Annotated in this window: 6 protein-coding genes and 1 tRNA gene; 3 read left to right on the top strand and 4 right to left on the bottom strand. The window is 70.9% G+C overall.

What is annotated here, in order from left to right; translation table 11 throughout:
* Positions 1 to 2,293 precede the first annotated feature (2,293 nt).
* The 3 genes from WMF45_RS48415 (at position 2,294) to WMF45_RS48405 (ending at position 7,855) form a co-directional block, all read left to right on the top strand.
* Positions 2,294 to 2,875 (top strand): hypothetical protein, encoded by a 582-nt coding sequence (locus WMF45_RS48415; protein WP_437713882.1) that lies wholly within the window; start codon positions 2,294 to 2,296, stop codon positions 2,873 to 2,875.
* A gap of 97 nt (positions 2,876 to 2,972) precedes the next feature.
* Positions 2,973 to 5,381: a tetratricopeptide repeat protein gene (locus tag WMF45_RS48410; protein ID WP_437713881.1), complete on the top strand. Its 2,409-nt coding sequence runs from the start codon at positions 2,973 to 2,975 to the stop codon at positions 5,379 to 5,381.
* A 1,106-nt stretch (positions 5,382 to 6,487) separates the two neighbouring features.
* Positions 6,488 to 7,855: an SBBP repeat-containing protein gene (locus WMF45_RS48405; RefSeq protein WP_437713879.1), complete on the top strand. Its 1,368-nt coding sequence runs from the start codon at positions 6,488 to 6,490 to the stop codon at positions 7,853 to 7,855.
* A 708-nt stretch (positions 7,856 to 8,563) separates the two neighbouring features.
* On the opposite strand, the gene WMF45_RS48400 is transcribed toward WMF45_RS48405, so the two are convergent.
* The 4 genes from WMF45_RS48400 to WMF45_RS48385 all read right to left on the bottom strand — a co-directional run bounded on the left by WMF45_RS48400 (position 8,564) and on the right by WMF45_RS48385 (position 20,507).
* Positions 8,564 to 8,645, bottom strand: a tRNA-Leu gene (locus WMF45_RS48400).
* A 225-nt stretch (positions 8,646 to 8,870) separates the two neighbouring features.
* Positions 8,871 to 10,103: an ATP-binding protein gene (locus tag WMF45_RS48395; protein WP_437713877.1), complete on the bottom strand. Its 1,233-nt coding sequence runs from the start codon at positions 10,101 to 10,103 to the stop codon at positions 8,871 to 8,873.
* A gap of 57 nt (positions 10,104 to 10,160) precedes the next feature.
* Positions 10,161 to 11,936 (bottom strand): carboxypeptidase-like regulatory domain-containing protein, encoded by a 1,776-nt coding sequence (locus WMF45_RS48390; protein ID WP_437713875.1) that lies wholly within the window; start codon positions 11,934 to 11,936, stop codon positions 10,161 to 10,163.
* A gap of 483 nt (positions 11,937 to 12,419) precedes the next feature.
* A complete protein-coding gene (locus WMF45_RS48385) occupies positions 12,420 to 20,507 on the bottom strand; it encodes a hypothetical protein (RefSeq protein WP_437713873.1) in 8,088 nt (2,695 codons plus the stop codon).
* Between the last annotated feature and the right edge of the window lie 72 nt (positions 20,508 to 20,579).

The raw sequence follows: 20,579 nt of genomic DNA, 5'->3' as shown, positions 1-20,579 counted from the left end.
AGGACGTCGAGCCCGGGACCGCGCCGTCTCTGACCCCCTTGCTCCACGCAGCGCGCCTGGCCCACCCTCGTCGAGGTAACCGCCCATGCCGCGAGGGCGGCGGGACCTTCCTGTTCGTGAGCGTCTCGGCCCCTCCGCCGGAGCCTACAGGGGGCCTGGGTGGCCCCATGACCCTGCAAAAAAGAGAGACGTCGCCGGTCGCTTCGCGCCCGGCTCCGGGGACCTCGACACGCTTCGCGGTCTCGGGCATCGTCGAGGCCGATCACGTCGTCTCCCCCTGGCCCCATGACCCTGCAACGGGGTGGCCCCATGACCCTGAAACGTGGCAGCCGACCCATGTCGAGCTCGCAGCCTGTAAGATCGCGGGTCGGCGCGCACGGCTCGGGACGCTCGCTGCTTGGGCGAAGTGGCTGAAGCGCCACGAGCAGGCGGTGGAGGAGCGACGGGCAAGTGGTCAAGCGAATTTGTTGGCAACGTCGCCGGAGAGCACGGAGCAGGCGATCACGACAGGAGCACGCCGGTTGCCCTCCAGGGCCGCCGAGGTCGAGCCGCGCTACCGGCGGCTCGAAATCCTAGAGCGCGTCGAGAACCGCGGCGGGCGGGCGTTCTACCGGGCCCAGTGCGACTGCGGGAGCCGACCGGTCGAGGTCGCAGGTGGCGACCTGCGCGCGGGGAAGGTCGTTAGCTGTGGCTGCGCGAAGGTCGAGCACGGACGCGCGCAGCTCAGGATCTTGGTAAAAGAACGCGGCGCGCACGGCAGAACTCCGGTCGACGTTCGGCTACAGAGGGCGGCGCAGCGTGCCCTCAAAGTTGACACAAACCCGCCGGAGGGCCCAGCGAGAGGCCGCACCCCCTAGGCGCAACTCCACGTAGGGCGGATGGAGCTCGTCCACCCTCGTACGGCGGGATTTGCTCCGAGCCCCGGAAGGCGGACCCCTCCGCGATGCAACCAAGCACCGCAGAGGGGTGCCTGCGTACGCTACTTCGCGGTGGTACCCGCCCAGTCTTCTAAGAAGCCGCACAACATTCTGGATGGCGTTAGTCCCGCCCTCACAAGAGCCGTCCAGAGGACGTCGCGAATGGGAGCAGCAGGCACCCCCGCCTTGACCTCACCCATGACGGTCGTCCGTGGCAGAGAAACCTGTTCCCCCGGAGAAGCCGGGTACAGACCGGACTTCCCGAAGACCTCGTACGCAAGGTTGTAGGCGGCGGAATTCGCATCTTCCAAATCAAATGTAACAAAAAGCATTCTTGTCATGTTTTCTCTCCTTGTTGACCAGCCGTAGCTGGGACCGGCAACTATGACCACCGGTCGCTCGAGCGCAAGGCCGCCGCCACCGGCAACACACCCCTGCGTTCCGCACGAGAGCAACCGACCTCAGCAACCCGCTCGACGCGACGGAGAGCAAGACGCTGGAAACGACCTCGCCGTCGCACGGCCTCACGCACGCAGGCGGGCACAGGTTGGCGTCGGCGCTCGCCTGCCTCAGCTTCGGACGATGAGCGCGTCTGACATCCGCGACGGCCACGCGGACATTTTCATTGACATCGGAACAAAACTGCGCATCCAGGATCGCGAATCCGGCTGGTCAGCACCCATAACCTGAGTCAGGAGGTACTAAGCTGCGCGGCTGCGGCAGGCTCGCCGACCTACGTGGAGCTCGGAGCATGCAAGGTCGCCGACCGGCGCGCGCGCCTCGGCATGCTCGCCGCATGGACGAAGTGGCTGAAGCGCCACGAGAACACGGCAGATCAGCACCGGGTAAAATGTCAACACAATTCGACGGATCGTTCGAAGACCGCGGAGCAGCCAAGCACGACAGGAGCACGCCGGCTTCCATCCAGGGCCGCCGATGTCGAGCCACGCTATGGGCGGTTGGAGGTCTTGGAGCGCGTCCAGAACCGCGGCGGCCGGGCGTTCTAACGGGGCGCAATGTGACTGCGGGAGTCCACCGTTCGAGGTCGGAGGCGACCTGCGCGCGCGGCAGGTCGTCAGCTACGGGTGCGCAAAGGCCGAACACGCGCGCGCGCAGCTCAGGATCCTCGCGAAAAAGGCGGTGCGCGGGATGACGCCGGTCGACGTGCGGCTCCAGCTGGCGCTCCGCGCGGACGTGTCTGCGCCGGATCCGGCGAGCGACCGTTTGCCTGAGCCAGCGACAGGCGCTCACAGCGCGGCGCAGCTCCATGGCGCTGCCTTGCTCGAGGCTCGCCGACGCGGGATGGGGGGAGTTCGTTGCTGCCGTCTACGCGAACGCGGCTGCACAGCGGAGAGAGAGTAGCTTAAGCTCCACCAATGGACACCGCGGACCTTACCACGTTACTGAAACCTCACGAGACAACGCTCCAGGAGATGGCGAAGCAGCTTACCGCAGGGGACCGCGCCGGCTTCATCGGGAGCACGATTACACTGGTCACCGCGCTGGCTACGGCCAACCCGCACATCGTGCTCCTCGCCCCGTTCGCCAGTAAGGCTGCGAGTCGCGCCTTTTCCAGCGCGGCCGACGACTTCTTCCGACGCCAACTCGCTCAGCTCGAGGCTGAGGAGGGCCAGCGCGCATTCGTCTCGCAGATCGCAGACGCCGTCGAGCTTCTCATCTGTCAAGCCGTGCTGCAGGTGGTGCGCGTGCAGCACAACGTCAAGGCTGAGCTTCTCGAGGCGCTCGGCGGTGTTCGCGAGGACTTCGCGGACTTCCGCGAGCGGTTCCAGAAGGAGATTGAGAGCGGCGGCGACTTCGGCGAGGCGGTCCGGGTAGACGTCCAGACCGTGGGAGGGGGCGCCATCGGAATCCGCGTAGGCGCCAACGCGCGGCGGCGAGTGTTCGTGTCGCGGATGGAGGTTGCAGGTAACGGGAGCATCGGGATTGACCTTAGCTGAACGGCCTGACGGCGGACCGACGGTTCACATCGGGGCGCTGCACGTGGGCCCGGGTGGCACCGGCGTAAACATTGTTTCGGGGGCGCAGCCGCGGCGTGTGCCGCACCAACTTCGGTCGCCCCCCGCAGACTTCACTGGCCGCGCTGCGGAACTCGCCGAGCTTAGGGCGAAGCTCGACACCGGCGGGGTGATCATTGCGGGACTCACCGGCCAAGGAGGCGTGGGTAAGACGGCGCTCGCCTTGGTGCTCGCACAGAGTCTCTTGGAGCAGTACCCGGACGGCCAGATCGATGTGAACCTGCGTGGTACCAGCCATGAGCCTTATTCTTCGTCCGAAGTGATGGCCGAGGTCATCCACGCCTTCGAGCCGGACGCCAGGCTCCCGGACGACCAAGAGGCTCGAGCGAGGCTCTACAGAACTACGCTTTACGGACGGCGCGTGCTCCTCCTGCTCGACAACGCCCGCGACCGCGCTCAGGTCGAGCCGCTCGTCCCCCCGCGCGGATGTCTACTCCTCGTGACCTCGCGACAGCACTTTGTGCTGCCCGGCATCAGCAGCCGACGTCTCGGCAACCTCGGCCCTGACGAAGCTACTGAGTTCATCCGCAGCATGGCGCTCACAGTTGATCAGGCACACGCGGCCGAGCTAGCGAAGGTCTGCGGCTACCTTCCGCTTGCTCTGCGCGTCGCCGCACGTGTTCTCGCCGAACGCGCGAACCTGAGCGCTGCAAGGTACGTAGAGCGGATTCGAGCCTCACAGGAACGCTTTTCCGAAGTCGATGCCGTGCTCAACGAGAGCTTGGAGCTGCTCGACGAGCCCACGCGAACGCTTTTCATTCAGATCTCCGTCTTCCTGGCGGATTTCGACGCAACCGCCGGCGCGGCTGTGGCCCAAGTGGATCCTGAAATTACGGAGTCCATTTTAGGCTCTCTGATTCAGTGGAGCCTGGTGGAGTACAACCAGACCACAGGGCGGTACAGCCTACACGATATCGTGCGCAATCACGTACAGTCGCGACTTGGCGCAGCAGAAAGGTACGCCGCTGAACGTCGACACGCAGAGTACTTCGTGAATTTTGCTCACGCTGCGAACAACAAGTACACCCGCGGCGGTCTAAGTCTTCTAGAGGGAATCGCACTGTTCGACCGGGATTGGAAAAACATTAGCGTTGCACAAGCGTGGGCCACTCGAAACATGGATCACGACGAAGCGGCCGCCTTCGCTTGCAACGCACTGCTAAGCGCTACGGCGAATTACGCCAGTCAGTTACAACGGCGACCTCCTCATGAGCAGATCAGGTGGGGTGAAGCCGCACTCGCTGCCGCTCAGCGAACGAGACAAGACTTGCACGTCGTGGCCTCACTTGTACAGCTGGGTGGGGCTCACATCGCGCTTGGCAACTGGCACAAGGCCAGTTCGTTTTACAGACGGGCTCTCGCGATGAGTCGCCAAGCTGGCGACCTGAGAAACGAGGGGGTCATCCTAAGCAACCTGGGGCACACGCGCCTACGCTTCGGGAAGCCTAAAGAAGCTGCCGTTCTTTGCTGTAGGTCCCTCCAGATTGCCCACAAAATCAACAATCACATAGACGAGAGCAATGCGCTTGGAAACCTTGGCATAGCGTACGCAGCTCTCGGCGATGATACTAATGCCATCTCGTGCTGCGAGCGTGCACTCTCTATCGCTCAACAGATTGGAGACCATGTCTGTGAGAGCATAGCAGGATCCAATCTTGCAAACATGTACGAGCGATTGGATGAGCTCTCGAAGGCTATCGAGCTGCGCTCGACGACTGTCGCTGTACTCCGCAAGCTTGGCCATCGGCGCAGTGAAGCCGAGGAGCTCGCTAATCTCGCTACTCTCTATCGAGATCAGGGCGCAGTTCGTGAGGCGTTCGAGTGTCTTCAGCAGTGCCTTCGTGTTGCGCGAGAGGCTGGCCACCGCTCTGTAGAAGCCAGAGCACTGGTCAACTTGGCTACTTCGCGCCTAGAGGCAGGTGAACTGCACGAATTCTTCGAGTACGGCATGCAGGCCCTGGACATCGCTAGCGAGGTCGGCGACAGAACGACCGAGATCCTGTTAGTTGGCAACGTAGGCATCGCCTACGGTCTCCAAGAGAAGTGGCCCGAGGCAGCAGACGCCTTCGTTCGGGCGCTCGCTCTGGTCGCGCAGGCTGGCAAGATCGACCGCCGAACCGAGGTGGAGCTTTTTTGGAATCTGGGCTACGCGTACGAGAAACAGGGCGAGTTGAGTAAGGCTGTCTCTTGTTTCGAGATCGTGGTGAAGAGCGCCTGTGAGGTGGGTGTTATTGCGCTCCAAATGCTCGCAACCCGAGCACTCGGCCTGGCTTATGAGAGGCTCGGTGACCTGCGAGGCGCAATAGATGCGATGCAGGTTTGGGTTGCATTCGCGACCGATGTCTGTCACCCCTACGCGGACGCAGACGCGGCCCATCTAAACGAAGTCCGGGTCCGGTTGGCGGCACAAAGCAACGAGATGGCTTAGTGCCAGAGTGAGAAGTAAGACGCGTGCGCGAGATTATTCTGCTCAACCAGGGCGGTGCTGTCCCTTAAGACCTGTACATGCCAACGTCCGGTGCTAATACCACAATCGCCCGCCGGTGGCCTTCGGCGCGGTGCGCTCCACGGGCAAGGTTCAGTGGTGGGCTCCACGCAAGGCGCTCCGGCGTGACGTTCCTGGCGCAACGGCTGACTCGCTTGATCGTCGAGCAGGTTGTCGCGTCCATGGCTTGGGAAGCTCTTCGACCACGATCCACTTGACTGGCTACCTAACGCTGAGCGCCGTGGACAGCGATCGCAGGACGTGACGCGGGGCCGCCGGCCGGACCGGTCGGCCCGTCGCCTGAAGCCGAAGCCACGCCGCCCAGTTCCACGGCACCTCTCGCCGCAGCGCATCGCTCGCCGCACGGTAGCGGCGCTCGCGCTCCTTGACGCCTCGCGTCCCAGGCCCGGCGACCCAGCGCACCACGTAGTACGGCGCGCCGAGCGCATCGAGGGCGCCCCCACGTGTCCCCCAAGGCGGCGATGCGCCGGAAGTCGCTCCTCCGCGGCGGCGGGTTCGTTCAGGGAAGCTCCAGCGATGCCGTCAAGGTCGCGCAGGTCGTCCGTGTCGTGGAGATCGACGCGGACGCGGAGCCCGTTGCGTCGGGAGCTCAATCTACCGACGACGTACGCGCATCTCACGGTTCGCGGAGCTGCGCCTCGTGCTTTCTTGACGGCGGGGGCGCTGTTGCCCGACGCTCGTGCGCAATGGCTGTCGAGAAACAGATGGCTGCGCGCGTAGCGGTGGCGTTGGTAGGGGTTGCGGCTTCCGCAGCGGTGGGGTGCGCTCAGATCATCGGCGCGGACTGGAACAGCTACGCGAGAGGCGCTGGCGGGCACGGGACGGGAGGTGGAGGCGGGGGCGGAACGGGGGGCGTGGACGGGACCGGCGGAACGGGGGGCGTGGACGGGACCGGCGGTAGCGCGACGGCGAGCATCTCCACGGGCAGCGGCGGGACGTGCGAACCTTGTTACGAAGGCCCTGCCCTGACGGACGACATCGGAGCGTGTAGGAGCGGCTGTCGAGACGGTAGTACATGCGTCGGCCAGGTGCTCCCTGCGGTCGAGGGCTGCGCGACAACGGACGATGACGAGAGCTGCGACGGTGAGGCCACATGCACCGGAGCGCACGAGTGGAGCATCAAGATCGGAGGGGCCGGACAGCAGCAAGGACTTGGCGTCGCCTTCGGCCGCGAAGGGAACATCCTGGTCGCAGGGAGCTTCACCGGAAGCGTGGATTTTGCAGACAGCAAAGGCTCCTCCGATGGCTTCGTCATGAACCTCAGCCGCGACGGGGCCAGAACGTGGGCAAAGGCATTCGGGGGCTCGGGCACGGATCTCTGCAATCTCGTCGCGCGCGACAAGAATGATAACGTGATTTTGGCCGGACGCTTCGCCAACACCTTGTACTTCGCCGAGGCGACCCGCAACAGCCACGGAAACAGCGACGTGTTCGTGGCGAAGCTCGATAAGGGGGGCTCCCTGCTCTGGCTCAAGACCATCGGAGGTCTAGGCGCCGATAGCGTTCATGGGCTCTCAGTAGATTCCAACAACAACATCATCGTCGCCGGCATGTTCACCGACGCGGCCGACGTGCTCGACGAAACTGAGCTGACAAGCTTCGGCGGCGAGGACATCTTCGTCGTGAAGCTCGACACCGCCGGGCACCACGTCTGGAGCAAGAACTTCGGCGACGCGAGCCCTCAGGTCGCTCTGGACGCCGCCGTCACCTCTAACGATGACGTCGTCGTGGTCGGCCGCATCGAGGGCACGGTCAGCTTTGGGCCATCGATCCTCGCCGCGATGGGCCGCGATGCTTTTTTGGCGAAGCTCGACGGGATGACGGGCTACCCATTATGGGGGAAGGCCTTCGGCAACATTGAATATAGTTCGGAAATTGAGTTTGCGGGGGTCGCGCTAGACCACAAGGGGAACATCGTCGTTGCAGGGCACGCGGTCGGAACGATCGCTCTTGGTCCATCGCCGTGGCTCCGTGCCGAAGAGGCCGACGCGGTCGTCGGGGCGTACGATCCCGACGGCGAGTACCTCTGGAGCCGTAGCTACGGGGCCACGGAAGCTCAGCGCGCAGGACGGGTGGTGGTCGACCCAGCGGGCAACGTCCTCGTGGTCGGACATTTCGAGACTGCCATCGACTTCGAAGAATCCCGTCTCGTGTCCCGCGGTAGTAACGACGCTTTCCTGGCGAAGCTCGGTCCGACCGGGGAAACGGTCTGGGCAAAGTCCTTCGGCGGCGCAGCGTTCGACGACGCAGACGACCAAGGCGCTCAGGACGTCGCGGTGGATGCGCTGGGCACCGTCGCGCTGGTTGGTATCTTCAACGGCAGCGTGGAGCTCGGGGGAGGCCTTCTGACGAGCGACGGGCTCGGCGACGCGTTCGTCGCCAAGCTGCGGCCCTGACACTCGCATCGAGGATTCGCGCCCACCGGATCGCTCATGCCGTCTCGAGCGCTCGAAGCGCCGCATCGCGCACCTCGCCCAGGCGGCGCTCACTCACCGAGGCGGCGCTCAGTCTGACGCGCGACGAACGACACCCATCTGCGACGCCTGTCCGGCGCGGCCGCGCTTCTCGGCTCGACAGGTGGCGCCGGCGTCGTGTGGCCGCAGTGGGGCGCGTTGTGCCCGTCGCAAGCCGACCGAACGCGCCGCACCAGCGCTGTAGCGCACCGTCGCGTCGAAGTGCACCTGGTCGAGAAGGCCTCATCCTGAGCAGGGTGCGGAGTTCGTGGTTCCGAGCGGACGGGGCCGCGCCCGCGCCGGTTGGTCAGAGGGCTCCTGCTGACCCCGCGGGAATTCGGTTCGCGATCGCCACGCGAATCAAATGCCGCTTGACATCCGCCTCAAGTAGGAATTGGCATTGTCGCACACATCCGGGGCTCACTCACCCGGCGGCGTGTGTAGTGCACGCGCATTGCTGTACGTTTGTGTGGGCACAAACGGCTGTTCAGCAACGCTAAAACAAACCATCGAGATCACACGCGATCTCGGAAGCCGAGCGGGCCCGTCGAGGTAAAAGAGCGACGCCGCTGGTACTGCACACGAGCTGAAGGGAATGCCTCAGCTAAGTATCGGAAACAATGAGGGGAAGATGCAAAACCTGAGTAGGAGTGCGAAGGGGGGGACTTGAACCCCCACGGTGTTACCCGCTAGCACCTCAAGCTAGTGCGTCTGCCAATTCCGCCACCTTCGCGAGTGCGGTTGCGGGACGGAACCTACCCAGCTGGCCGGGGAAGTCAAGCTAATCCTCACAACGTCGTCACACGGCGCAGCGCCCGCGCTGGTCAGCCCGGCGTGGCGGCCTCGCGGCCTCGGCCGATCGCCGGCCGCCACGGCGGCGCGCGCACGATGTGGTGCGCGCGCCAGAGGAGCACGCCCGCACGCACGGAGCGCTGCGCGCACCTCGCCCGCGGGCTCGTCAGCGGACGAGCGCCTCGACGATCTCGCGGATCTCGAACGGCTTGCGCACCCAGGAGACGCCGGAGTTCGCGGGCAGAGGATCGGCGCCGGCGCTGCCGGACATGACAACGAGCCGCACGTCCGGGTTGGCCCTGCGCACGGCGGAGACGGTGCCGAGGACGTCCTGCTGGATCGGCGAGATGTCGAGCAGCGCAGCCTGGAACGGCCCGGAGGCGAGGGCCCCCGGGAGCTCGACCGCGCTCTGCACGCTGACGATGCTCGCGCCACGCGCGGTGAGCGCCGTGTCGAGCAGATCCACCACCGCGTCGTCGTCCTCGACCACCAGGATCCTGACGCCATCGAGGATCGTCCCGTGCTGCTGCGGCGGCGTCATGGTCCGCGGCACAGGCGGCTTTTCCTTGGCTCCTGCTTCGCCGGGCGGGGCCTCGGCGGGCGGCGTGTCCTCGATGGGCCAGCGCAGCTCGAAGCGAGCGCCTTCCTCCGAGGGTACGAGCGCGAGCGCGCCGCCGGCAGCGCTCGCCAGCGCTGCGGAGTGGCGGAGACCGATGCCCGCTCCGCCAGGCCGCGTCGAGACGCCGGAGCTCAGCAGCGTCGCTCGGCGCGACGGCGGGACGCCGGGCCCCTGGTCCGCGACGCCGATGACGACCGCGGCGCCCTCGAGCCTGGCATCGACACGGACGGACGAGCCGCGGGGCGACAGCGCCACGGCGTTGAGCAGGAGGTTCGTCAAGATCTGCACGACCGCAGCGCCGTTGCTCACGCCGGTGCGCGCGACCGTGGGCTCGATCACCGCGCGGAGCGCGATCGCCGAGCGGCGCGCCTCGGGCTCGAGCCCCATCACGGCGTCGTCGATGACGTCGGCGATCAGGCGCGCCGGCTCCCCCAGCGGCCTCGACGCGACCTCGCCGTCGCCGGCCGGACGCCCCTCGGCGCCGATGGCCCGCCGGATCAGGCGGCGAGCGTCGCGCGCGCGGGACGCTGCGACGCCGAGCGCGCGGCCCAGCTCGGGGCCTTGCTCGCCCTGCGCGCGCTCGATGCAACCCACGATGACCGTGAGCGCGTTGGAGACCTCGTGCAGCGCGATGGCGAGCTCCTGCGCAGACGGAAGCGAGGTCCCGGTCGCGCGCTCCTCGTCGGCGCGCTGGCCCAGGTCGCCGCGCAGAGGAGGCGCGAGGGTCAGGCCATCCTCGGTTGAAGGCTCCGATGTCCCACCGCGCGTCGGCTGCGCCACGGGCGTTAGCCTATCTCGCTCCGCGCTGGGCTGGTACCGCCCTTTTTCGCTCCGACTTCACCGGGACATCGATGGGGGGAGCGGCAGTACATAGGAGCCATCGGCCGCCGACCGGGTCTCGCCGATCTGGATGCCCCTCGTCTCCTGCGGGGTCGCGCCCTGGACCGGCAGCCAGGCCACGACCGTGGCGTCGCCGAGCCGGGCGCCCGACGCGTCGCGGACGACGCCCTGGAGCACGGCCGGGAACGAGATGGCGAGCTCGAGGTCGGTGACCGCGGCGTCCATCGCAGAGACCGTCAGGCGCTGCCTGACGAGCCACGGGTAGGCGGAGCCGGGGGTCGGGCGGACCGAGAAGTCGAACTCCCCTGGGTCGATACCGATCGAGAACGCGCCCTCACGGAGGACCCCGGACGCCTGCCGGGGCAGCAGCGGCCCGGGCGTCAGCGCCTGGCCGATGTAGGGCGCGACCTGGCCGCGGGCAGGGACCGCGAACACGCTGGCGCCGTCCATCAACTCGCCCATGGGTCCCTGGACGCGGCCGCGCAGCGTCCCGGCCTCGGGGATGACGACCGACTGACCGCAGTAGCAGTCGTCGCCGGCGGCGAACTTGAGCGGCTGCTTGACGGCCGCCTTGGTGCTGTCGTTGATCGGCTGCGCGAAGAGGACGTACTCGCCTGGCGGGAGATCGGCACGGAAGAGGCCGTTCGCGTCCGTCTCGGTGTCCAGCCTGTAGGCGGCGGTGGGCGCCCTGTCGATGATGGCGCTCTGGATACGGACGGCGGAGAGCACCGGGTTGCCGTTCACGTCGAGCGTCTGACCTTCCACGCGGCGCGCCGCCGCGTCGAGCTGGAGGAGCGACAGGTCCAGGTTGCCCGTGGAGCCCTGGAGCGCGAGCGCAGCGAGCTCCCAGTAAACCGTGGGCCTCGGCACTCCGTCCTTCGGACGCAGCCGGATGAGCGGGCTCCTGCCCTTGTCGGTCCAGTAGAACTTCACGCTGAACCCGACCTGCGTCGCGGTCGCCTGCGGGTCGGGCTCGGCCTGATCGAGGAGGCCTACCTGGGAGAGGACGCTGCCGGTCACCGGGTCGACGAGATCGAGCTTCCACCCGTCGACGCGCACGCCCTCGGGCACCTGCAAGCTGCCCTTGAGCACGGCGGGCGCCTCGGCGTTGATGCCGAGCGTCCACTGCTCGGGGACCACCTGGTTCGGCAGGAAGATCGGCGGGGGGATGTCGTCGAGGCAGTCGGCGCGCGCCTGCGGAATCAACGAGATGTGGTAGTCGCCAGCGGGGATCGAGAGCTGGAATCTCTGGCCGTCGGTGCCGTCCGGCTCCGAGAGCGTCGAGTAGCTCTGGGTAGGCAGGCCCAGGATCGGCGCGATGCGCCGGAACTCGACCTTCACGGGGAACTGCCCGCCGGCCAGGGGAGGCAGCCCGCCGGTGCGGTTCTCGCAATAGGAGCCGCCGAGGCGCACCGTGGCCTTCACGCTCGCGGGCATGGGGATCGTGAGATCGACGGAATGCACCTGCCCGCCAGGGTCCTGCGGAGGGAAGCCGCTCGCTGCATCGATGGCGAGGAGGTGGGAGACCTCCGCGCCCAGCTCGGGCGAGGCGCGCGGCCGGATCTCGAGGATGAGCCCGTCGAGGTTCGCGCTCGTCGAGACGCACGCGCGTTGCCCGCTGACATCGGCGCAGGTCGCCCCCGGGCCGCACTCGACCGACCCGTCGCAGGCGTTCATGGGGGCGGACTCCGCCATTTCGAGGGGAATGCCGCAGGCCACCGAGGTCGGTACGAGGGCGAGCAGCGCGGCGCACACGACGTGTCGCGCGCTCACGACGCCCTCCCCGCCAAGGACGCAGCGCGCGCAGCGCGGAGCAGAGACCGCCCCCGTGGCGGTGCGGCGGGAGAGCGCCGCGGCTCCGCGGAGACGCCGGCGACCGATGGCCGCCGAGCTGATGAGAGCGACGCGCGGAGCCCGAACGGGTCCGCACCCGAGCAGGCGCAGGGGAAAATCACACCCGAACGAGAAGGCGATGTTCGTGCCAACCGACAGACGGCGTTCCGGGCAGCGTGTGGCGAGCATCCGCTCGACAGGGCGCCGCGCAACCCGCGGCGGCGCTGTGACAGCGCTGTCGCGTCGAGACGGATGCGCCGATGCGGCCACCCCGCACTCATCGCAACCAGGCGAAGCACGGGCATGCACACCGGAAAGCTCGGGTGAGACGGGACACGACCGGGCTCCGGTCGGCGCTGCGGGGGCGCGAGGTCTGCGAGGAACATGACGCCACCGACGTCCGCGCAGCGGGTGCCGCGACGCCTATGTGCCTGCACGGAAGCGCGAGCTTCCCGTGTCGACCCGCCGGAGTGAAGGCACCGTACCAGGCTGCCATCGCGCTTCGGCGTACTCCATCCGCGTCGCGAGGCGTACGAGATCGGCGATCTCGGGGACCGCCGCGCAGGCCGCGGCGAGGCCTTCGGGGTCGGAGAGCGGGACCGCCAGCTCCAGGCTGCGCTCCTTGAGGGTCGCGCGCACGGCCGTGGCGACGTTGCCCGCGGCGAAGAGGCCAGCGCGGCGCATCGCGGTGCGGGTCGTCTTGACGGCCCCCTCGTAGGTCATCTTGTCGGCGCTGTCGCAGATCTCGCGGAGGCGACGCTCTGCGCGCGGGGGGATGAGCTGCCAGAGGTTCTGCTCTAACCGCACGACGGCCGGGTTGCCGCGGGCGCTGTGCGCGGTGGCCTCCAGAGGCCCGAACGCGGCGACGACGGCGGAGAGCAGCGTGCGGAGCTCATCCTCCGAGCTGGTGTTCACCAGGACATGGTCGGGCATGGCGCCAGCGAGCTGAGCGCCGAGCAGGTAACGCAGCTCGGGGGTGTCCTCGCGGACCTCGCCCCGCAGCAGCACGGCCGGCGGGTTGACCCGGATGATCTGCCCCTCCGGCGGCGACGGAGCAGGCAAGGGAGCGCGCTGGTGGAAGAGCGCGGTGCGCAGGAGGCCGAGGTGAGCGGCCATGACGCCGTAGATCTCCCCGAGGAGGGTAGGCGACGTCGGCTGGATCCGCTCGGAGGGGACGAGCCCGGACTGGCCTGCGTCGCGGCGGTAGAGGCCCGTCTCCCAGACGATCGCGAGCGCCTCGTTGACCGGCGACTCCAGATCGCGGAAGAGCAGCGCGCTGACGAGCTCCGGCGCGTCGCGCTGCGCGGCGAGGGGCGGCGGCGTGACGACGCCCTCGCCGGGCCGATCGGACGGCTCGTCACCGTCGAAGGCGCGCAGCACGTGCTCGATGGCGCGGGCGTAGGTCATGTTCTTGTCGGCGATCGCGGCCGCCTGGAGGCGCTCCAGGGTGCCCCGATCGCCGAGGCGCAGGTGGGCCTGCATCCGCCGGACCGCCAGCGCCTCCCGGGAGCGATCGTCGCGCGGAGCGAAGCTCTTGATGAGCCGCTCGCCAGCGTCGTACGAGCCCGCGGCGAGCTCGCGGAAGAGCGCTGCCTCCTCGAAGCTCTCGGCCGCGGACGGCGACCAGGCGGCAACGAGCCGCGTCGCGGAGGAGGGCGGCTGGATCGACGCCGGGGCGGAGACCGGGGGCCCGGGCTGCGGCGCGCCGGCGCTGGAGCGGCCCGACGCGACGCCGCCGCGCGCGGCGGTGCTCTCCGCGGCACCTGACACAGCGCTCGGTGACGGCGCCGGCGAGGCGGCGGCGCTCGCCGCCCCGTCGAGCAGATCGTCGTCCGACACCGCGAGAGGGGTCGATTGCGACGGGTCGTCGGCGATCAACCCCTCGTCGAGCGGGTCGTTGAGCTCGACGAGATCGATGTGCGGGTTGCTCGAGGCCGGCGCGCCGCCGCTCGACGGCGCTCGGCTGCTCGCCGGCCCGACCCCGCTCGACGGCGCTCGGCTGCTCGCCGGCCCGACCCCGCTCGACAGCGCTCGGCTGCTCGCCGGCCCGACCCCGCTCGACGGCGTACGGCTGCTCGCCGGCCCGACCCCGCTCGACGGCGCTCGGCTGCTCGCGGGTCCGGCGCCGCTCGACGACGCGCGGCTGCTCGCCGGCCCGACCCCGCTCGACGGCGCTCGGCTGCTCGCGGGTCCGGCGCCGTTCGCGCCGTTCGCGCCGTTCGCGCCGTTCGCCGCCGACGCAGCGCTGGGCGGCGCCTCTGGTGCCGCCTGGACCGGCTCCGCCGCGGCTGCCCGGAGCGTCGCAGCCTGGAGCACTTCCTCGGGAGGCAGGGTCGCCCGTTCGCTGGCCAGCTCGGCGTTCAGCTCGGCGATCTTCAGCCCCAGCGAGCGATCCGAGCCCGCGAGCACCGTGGCCTGCGAGAGGATCTTCGCAGCGCGATCCGGGTCGCTCGACACGTGCAGGCGCGCGAGCTGCATCAGCGCGCGCGCGCGATCGATCCCCGAGCTCTGCGCGGCGAGCTCTTCGAGCGCCTTCCGGGCCGCCTCGGGCTCACCTCGCGCAGCCGTGAGCTCGAGCTGGCGGCGCAGCGCCAGCGTGCGCGTCTCCGGCTCCGCCGCGGCCTCCTCGAGCAGGCGCGCGGCCGCCTCGAGATCGCCGGCGCTCTGAGCGGTCTCGGCGGCGGCGAGCGCGACCCGACCGCGCGCGCGCATCCCCTGGAGATCGCCGCCGAGCGCGCGATCGAACAGCGGGAGGGCGGCAGAGAAGTTCCGCTTCAGGGCCAGCCGCTCCGCCATGCCGAGCGCGACCAGCGTGCTCGGGCCGACCTCGGCGTGGCGCCGGGTCAGCTCCCGCATGCCGGCGCCGTGGCCCTGGATGACGTCGAGCGTCTCGGCGAGCAGGAACGCGTGCAGGTCGACGTGCGCCGGGCGCAGGCGCGGCGCGATGCGGCCGAGCTCCTCCACCGCGGCCTGCGCGTCGCGCGGCGTCCCGGTCCCGCGCAGGCGATACTCGATGCGCCGCGCCTCGAGGACGGCGTCGGGCGACTCCGGGGCGAGCTTCACGGCGCGGCGAGCGCGCTCGAGCGCCGTCGCGTCGTCCCCGAGCATCGAGGTGGCGCGCGCCGCCTCGACCAGCAGCTGCGCGCGCCGCTCGGGGGCGTCGCGCGACGCGCTGGCGAGCTGATCGAGCGCCGCGGCGAGCGCGTGGCCGTCCCCCTCCCGGCGGGCGATCTCGACGCGGAGCTCGATCACGGCCTCGCGCGGCGCGATGCGGGCGACGCTCTCCAGCGTGTCCTTCGCGGACTCGACGTCCCCGCCGCCGAGGTAGCTGCTGCACGCGCGGAGGCTGTACTCGGCCCGCTCGTCGGTGGTCGTCGCGAGATCGCCCAGCCTGCACCAGAGCGGGGCGGCGCGCAGCGGCGTCCCGAGCCGCTCGTGGATGTCCGCGAGGAACCTCAGCGCGCTCACGTCGTCCGGCGACACCGCGAGCAGGGCCTCCAGCTCGGCGCACGCCTCGTCGAGGAGGCCGAGGCGCTGCTCGAGCAGGGCGGCGCGCCGGAGCCGCAGCGCGCGCCGCGTGTCCGGCAGCGGGGCCGCCTCGATGCGGCGCGCGAGGAGGGCGGCGACCGCGGCGTGATCGCCGCGGTCGCTCGCGTCCTGCTCGACGACCTCGACGGCGTGCATGTCGGTGAGATCCAGCCGGGCGATCGCCTCGTAGAGCGCCACCGCGGCGCCGCGATCGCCGAGCTCCTGGGCCAGCGGCGCGAGCTCGCGGAGCACGACCAGCCGCTCCTCGTCGCCGCTCAGGATGCCCTGGAGGCGCGTGAGCACGTCGAAGAGCCGCTGGCGATCGTCGGTGCTCCGCGCGAGCCGGATGAGCTCGTCGATGTGCGCCTTGTCGAACGGCGTCCGCTGGGCCGCCTCCAGGAGGAGCTCCACCGCGCCATGGAGATCGCCGCCGGCGGCGAGGATGCCGGCGTGCTCGCGCGTCAACCCGAGGCGGACGGCATCCGGCAGGTCGATGCGCGCGAGCTCGGACTGGACGAGCGTCTCGAGATCGGCGCTGCGACGTTCGGCCGCGTACAGCCGGCGCAGCCGGGTGACGACCTCGTCGCGCGTCTCGCCCACGAGCTGCCCGCCGGCGAGCGCCCGCTCCAGGGCGACGGTGGCCTCGGCGCGCTGGCCCTCGCGCTCGTGTTTGTCGGCGAGGTGCAGCAGCGCCTCGAGGCGCCGCGCGACCGGCAAGGCGTCGTCCAGCGAGCGCTTCAGCGCCTCGTCCCCGCTGGCCTCGACGGCCCCCTCCGCCTCGTACGCGAGCGCGTCGTCCTCCGGCGCGCGCCGGGCCGCCTCCACGAGCAGCGCCGCGGCGACCGGCGGCACGTTCAGGGCGCCAGCGAGCTTGCTCGCCCACCTGAGCAGGCTGGGACCGACGCTCGAGTGCGGCCTCATCGCCGCGGCGTACACCGCCGCGACGAGGTGCGACGCCGGCTCGGTCTGCCGCGCGAGCTCGTCGACGATGTCGAGGAGCGTCTGGAACTCGTCGACGTCGCCGTCGGCGAGCATCGCGCGCTCGATCGCGGCGAGCGCGAGCGCGGGCGCGTCGAGGACGGCGACGGCGATGCGCGCCATCGCGAGCCCCGCGCGGGCCCCCTCGGGGCCGTCGAGCTTCGCGATGCTCGCCTTGACCGCGCGGTCGAAGCGGATGGCCTCGACCTCCGGCTGCCCCGTGCACGCGATGAGATCGCGGATGGCGGCGCCGACGTCCTCGACGAGCGCCGCGTCCGGGCGTACGACCATCGCGCGGAGCAGGATGTCGAGGCGCAGCCGGAGGCCCTCCTCCGTGCGGCCGGTGAGGGCCGCGGCGCGCTTCAACCACGCGTTGCGCGACGCCGGATCGGCCGTCGTCGCCACCCGCTCGAGCGCGCGCACGGCGTCCGACGGCTCGCCGACGTGCTCGGCGAGCCGAGCGAGCAGCACGTACGAGGTGCCCTCGGTCGGGACCGCCTCGAAGCTGGCCACGGCGTGCGCGAGCGCGAGCTCGAACGCGCCGCGCCTCTCCAGCTGCCGCGCCGCGCGATAATGGGCGGCGCGGCGGCCGTAGCAGCCCAGGGCCGCGTCGGCGAGCAGCCGGTAGGTCTTGTCGAGGACGACGATGCCGCCGTCGGCGTCCGCCGATTTCTCGACCAGCGCGACGGCGTCCGCGCGGAGGGGATCGAGCTCGATCGCGCTCGCCGCCGCGGAGAGCGCGCGCTCGGGCAGGCCGTGCTCGTGCGCCAGGTTCGCGGCCTCGATCAGCAGGTTGGCGCGCCTGCGCCGCTCGGGCCCGACGTCGCCCGACCACCTGTTCTCGTCCGCGGCGGGCTGCGCTCCCCTCTCGCTCCGCGCCTCCGCGGCGCGCGCGACGATCGCCTCGATCGCCGCCTCGACGCCCGCGAACTCGCACATGTCCCGCGCGTAACGCTCGGTGCCGCCGCTCGGCGCGAGCTCGCTCGCGCGGAAGAACGCCTCCTCGGCGCCCCGGTGATCCTCCGCCAGGTCCCAGCGCAGGCTGCCGAGCTCACGCCACGCGGCCGCGGCCGCGGCTTCCGCGCCGGCGCCCTGCGCGGTGAACGCCCGGGCCTTCGCCTCGACCAGCGCGATGGCGCCGTCGGAGCTGAGCCCCTTCGCGTCGAGCAGCGACGACTCGAGGCGCTGGACCCGCGCGAGGATCTCGTGAGGGTCGGCCTGCACCGCGGCTGCGCGCGCGAGCTCCTGCGCTGCCCCGTCCGGATCGCCGCCGTCGAGCCGGCAATCGGTGAGCATGAACATCAGCTCGGGGGCGTGCGCCGCCGTGATCTCGACGGCCAGCCACCGCTCGAGCACGGTCACCGCGAGGTGAGGGTCGCCCGCCCGGCGCGCGAGCTCCAGCAGCCGCTCGCGCAAGAGCGGGTTCTGCGGGCCGAAGACGTCGAGCGAGCGCCTCGCGAGCGCCGTGCCGCGCTCGGGATCGAGGTCGTAGAGGGCGTGCAGCGCGCTCGCCAGCGCCGCCGCCATCTCGCCGAGCGGCTTGGGCTGCGCCAGGATCCACGCGAGCGCGTCCGAGAGCCGGGCCGCGTCGCCGGCGGCCGCGGCGCGGCGGATGAGCTCCGCGGTCGCCTGGGGGCACCCTGGCCGCAGCGCGAGCCAGCGCTGGGTCCACGCGAGCGCGAGCGGCAGCTCACCCAGCGCCTCCAGCGCCCTCGCGAGGCCGTCGCAGAGCGCGCCGCGCGGGAACACCGTGGTGATGGAGCGCTCGATCGCGGCCGCCACCGCCCGGTCGACCTCGAACGGAGGCGCCTCGCCGGCCTCCGCGGCGGCGGCGAGATCTGCCGTGAGGAGGGAGGCGAGCGTGGCCACGGCGCGCGCGGACGACGGATCGGCCTCGCAGGCGAGCAGCGCGACCTCGCGCGAGAGCGCCGCCTCGCGCGCCCGCTGCGTCCGGTGGTAGAGCGCGGCGGCGATCGAGAGCAGCACCGCGCGCAGCGCCGGCCAGACCGGCGCGGCGAGCTGCACGAGCGCGTCGGCGCGCTCCCGCAGGCGCCCGGTCCGCGTGGCCAGCACGAGCGCGGCGCTCGCCGCGCCGCGGTGCCCCGGGGCCTCGCCGAGCAGCGGCAACACCTCGTCGAGGGCGCGGGCGTCCTGGCCTTGCCGCCGGGCGATCGCCGACAGGAGGAGCCTTGCGCGCACCAGCTCGACCCGCGTCAGCGAGGCCGCGCGGATCGCCTCGGACCTCGCGGAGCGCGCGCCCTCGGCCTCCGAGGGCGCCCGCGTCGCCTCGGCCAGCCGCGCGCGGAGCAGGGCGTCGAGCGCGGCGCCGCCGCCGGTCCGCCGGCTCAGCCGATCGAGCGCCAGCAGGCAGCCGCGGTCGGCCGGCAGCGCCCGCGAGAGCCCCACGAGCGCCTCCTCGTAGGCCGCGCGCTCCTTCGGGCGGCCGCGGTAGATCACGACGAGCCGGCGGAGCGCGTCGATCCGCCCCTCGGCGGTGTCCGCGCCGCGGAGCGCGCGCTGCGCCGCGGCGAGCGCCTCGTCCTGCCCCTTGAGCCGATCGGCGATCCGCTGGAGCCCTGCCTCGGCGTGCGTCGGGTCGCCGCTGACGTCCCTCAGCGCCTCGAGCGCCCAGCGCGCGAGGCCGGGGTCGCCGATCTTCTCTTCCGCGAGGCGCGCGAGCTCCGAGAGCGCGTCGATCCGCCCCGCCGCGTCCTCCATCGCCCTCGCGTCCGAGCCCTCGCCGATGCGGATGAGCGCCTCGACGAGGGGCGCCATGTCGTGCAGCGTCGCCGCGTGGTCGCGCAGCGCGGAGCGCGCGGCGGCGCTGCCGGAGTCGCTCGCCGCGGCCTCGATCCAGGCCTCCACGGCGCGGTCGGGGCTCGCGAGCGGGCCAGCGTGGAGCCGCGCGAGCGCCACGTACGCCTCCGCCCTCGGCGCCCCGACCCGCTGCTCCGCCCTGAGCTCGATCCGCGCGGCCACGAGCTCGTAGAGCCCCGCCTGCTCGAGCACCTCGTCGATCGCGCGGGCGGCGTCGCCGTCGATCGCCCCGTCGAGGCCCGCGTCGAGCACGCACCCGACGGCGCGCGCCCAGTCGCCCTCGTTCGTCGCGCCCTGGAGCCGGTGGCCGTGCACCTCCATCGCGCGCCGCAGGGCGGAGGGGCCGGGGGCCTCGCCCTCGCCGCGAGGCGCCCGCGCCGCGAGCGCGTCGGCGTGCGTCCGGAGCACCTCGTCGGCCGCGCCCTGCCGGCTGCGCAGGAACAGCGCGGCCGCCATGGCCTTGGCGGCCATGTCGTCGTGAGGCGCGATCTCGAAGGCGCGCAGGCGATCCTCGAACGCCGCCTCCCGCTCCCGCGCGGCTTCGCGCCGCTTGGCCGCCTCCAGGTATGCCTTCGCCGCGGCCGCGGGGAACACCTCGTCCGACGCCCAGGCCGCGATCGTGCCGAGCAGCTCGCTCGCCATCGCGTCGTCCGGGGCGAGCTCGCTCGCCTCTTCGAGCGCGTCGACCGCGCCCGCGACGTCGCTGGCGCGCGCGAGGAGCACGGCGATCTTCACCAGCATCCGCGCCGTCGCGCCGGGCGGCTGCGCGTCGTCGCGCAGGCCGCGCAGCGCCGCGGCGGCCAGGGCTGGCTCGCCCAGCCCGGCCAGCCAGCCGGCGAGCTCGCTCCTCATCGCCGGGTCGTCGCCCAGCGAGAGCGCCCGGCGCGCCAGCGTCGTCGCCTGGTCCAGCTCGACGCCGCGCGCGGCGAGGATCCTCGCGAGGGCGAGGGCCGCCTCGCGCTCCCCTTGCGCGTCGCCGGCGGCGCGGCGCTCGTCCATCCGCGCGCGCCAGTAGGCCTCTTCAGCCCGCGGGCCGCGGTGGCGCGACACCGGCGCGATCGCGCGGGCCCCCGCGAGGACCAGCTGCCCCGCAGAGGCGGGCCCGGCGGGCTCCATCAGCTCCGGCGAATGCAGCGACCTCCTCGCGCCCGACGCTGATGCTGCCCGATCCGGAGGTGAAGAGCTCATTTCGGCGACCCGCTTCGGGTATGCTGAACCCGCTCAGCCTACCAGAACGACCGAGGTACAAGGCCAGTCTTC

Source organism: Sorangium sp. So ce448 (genome assembly GCF_051520915.1).
In the GTDB taxonomy this organism is placed as follows: Bacteria; Myxococcota_A; Polyangia; order Polyangiales; family Polyangiaceae; genus Sorangium; species Sorangium cellulosum_B.
Note: the sequence above shows the minus strand (reverse complement) of the source record. Positions and strands in the feature narration are given on the sequence as shown.

Coding starts and splice junctions, on each gene's coding strand:
- WMF45_RS48415 (WP_437713882.1), top strand. CDS start 2,294: ATGGACACCGCGGACCTTACCACGTTACTGAAACCTCACGAGACAACG.
- WMF45_RS48385 (WP_437713873.1), bottom strand. CDS start 20,507: ATGAGCTCTTCACCTCCGGATCGGGCAGCATCAGCGTCGGGCGCGAGG.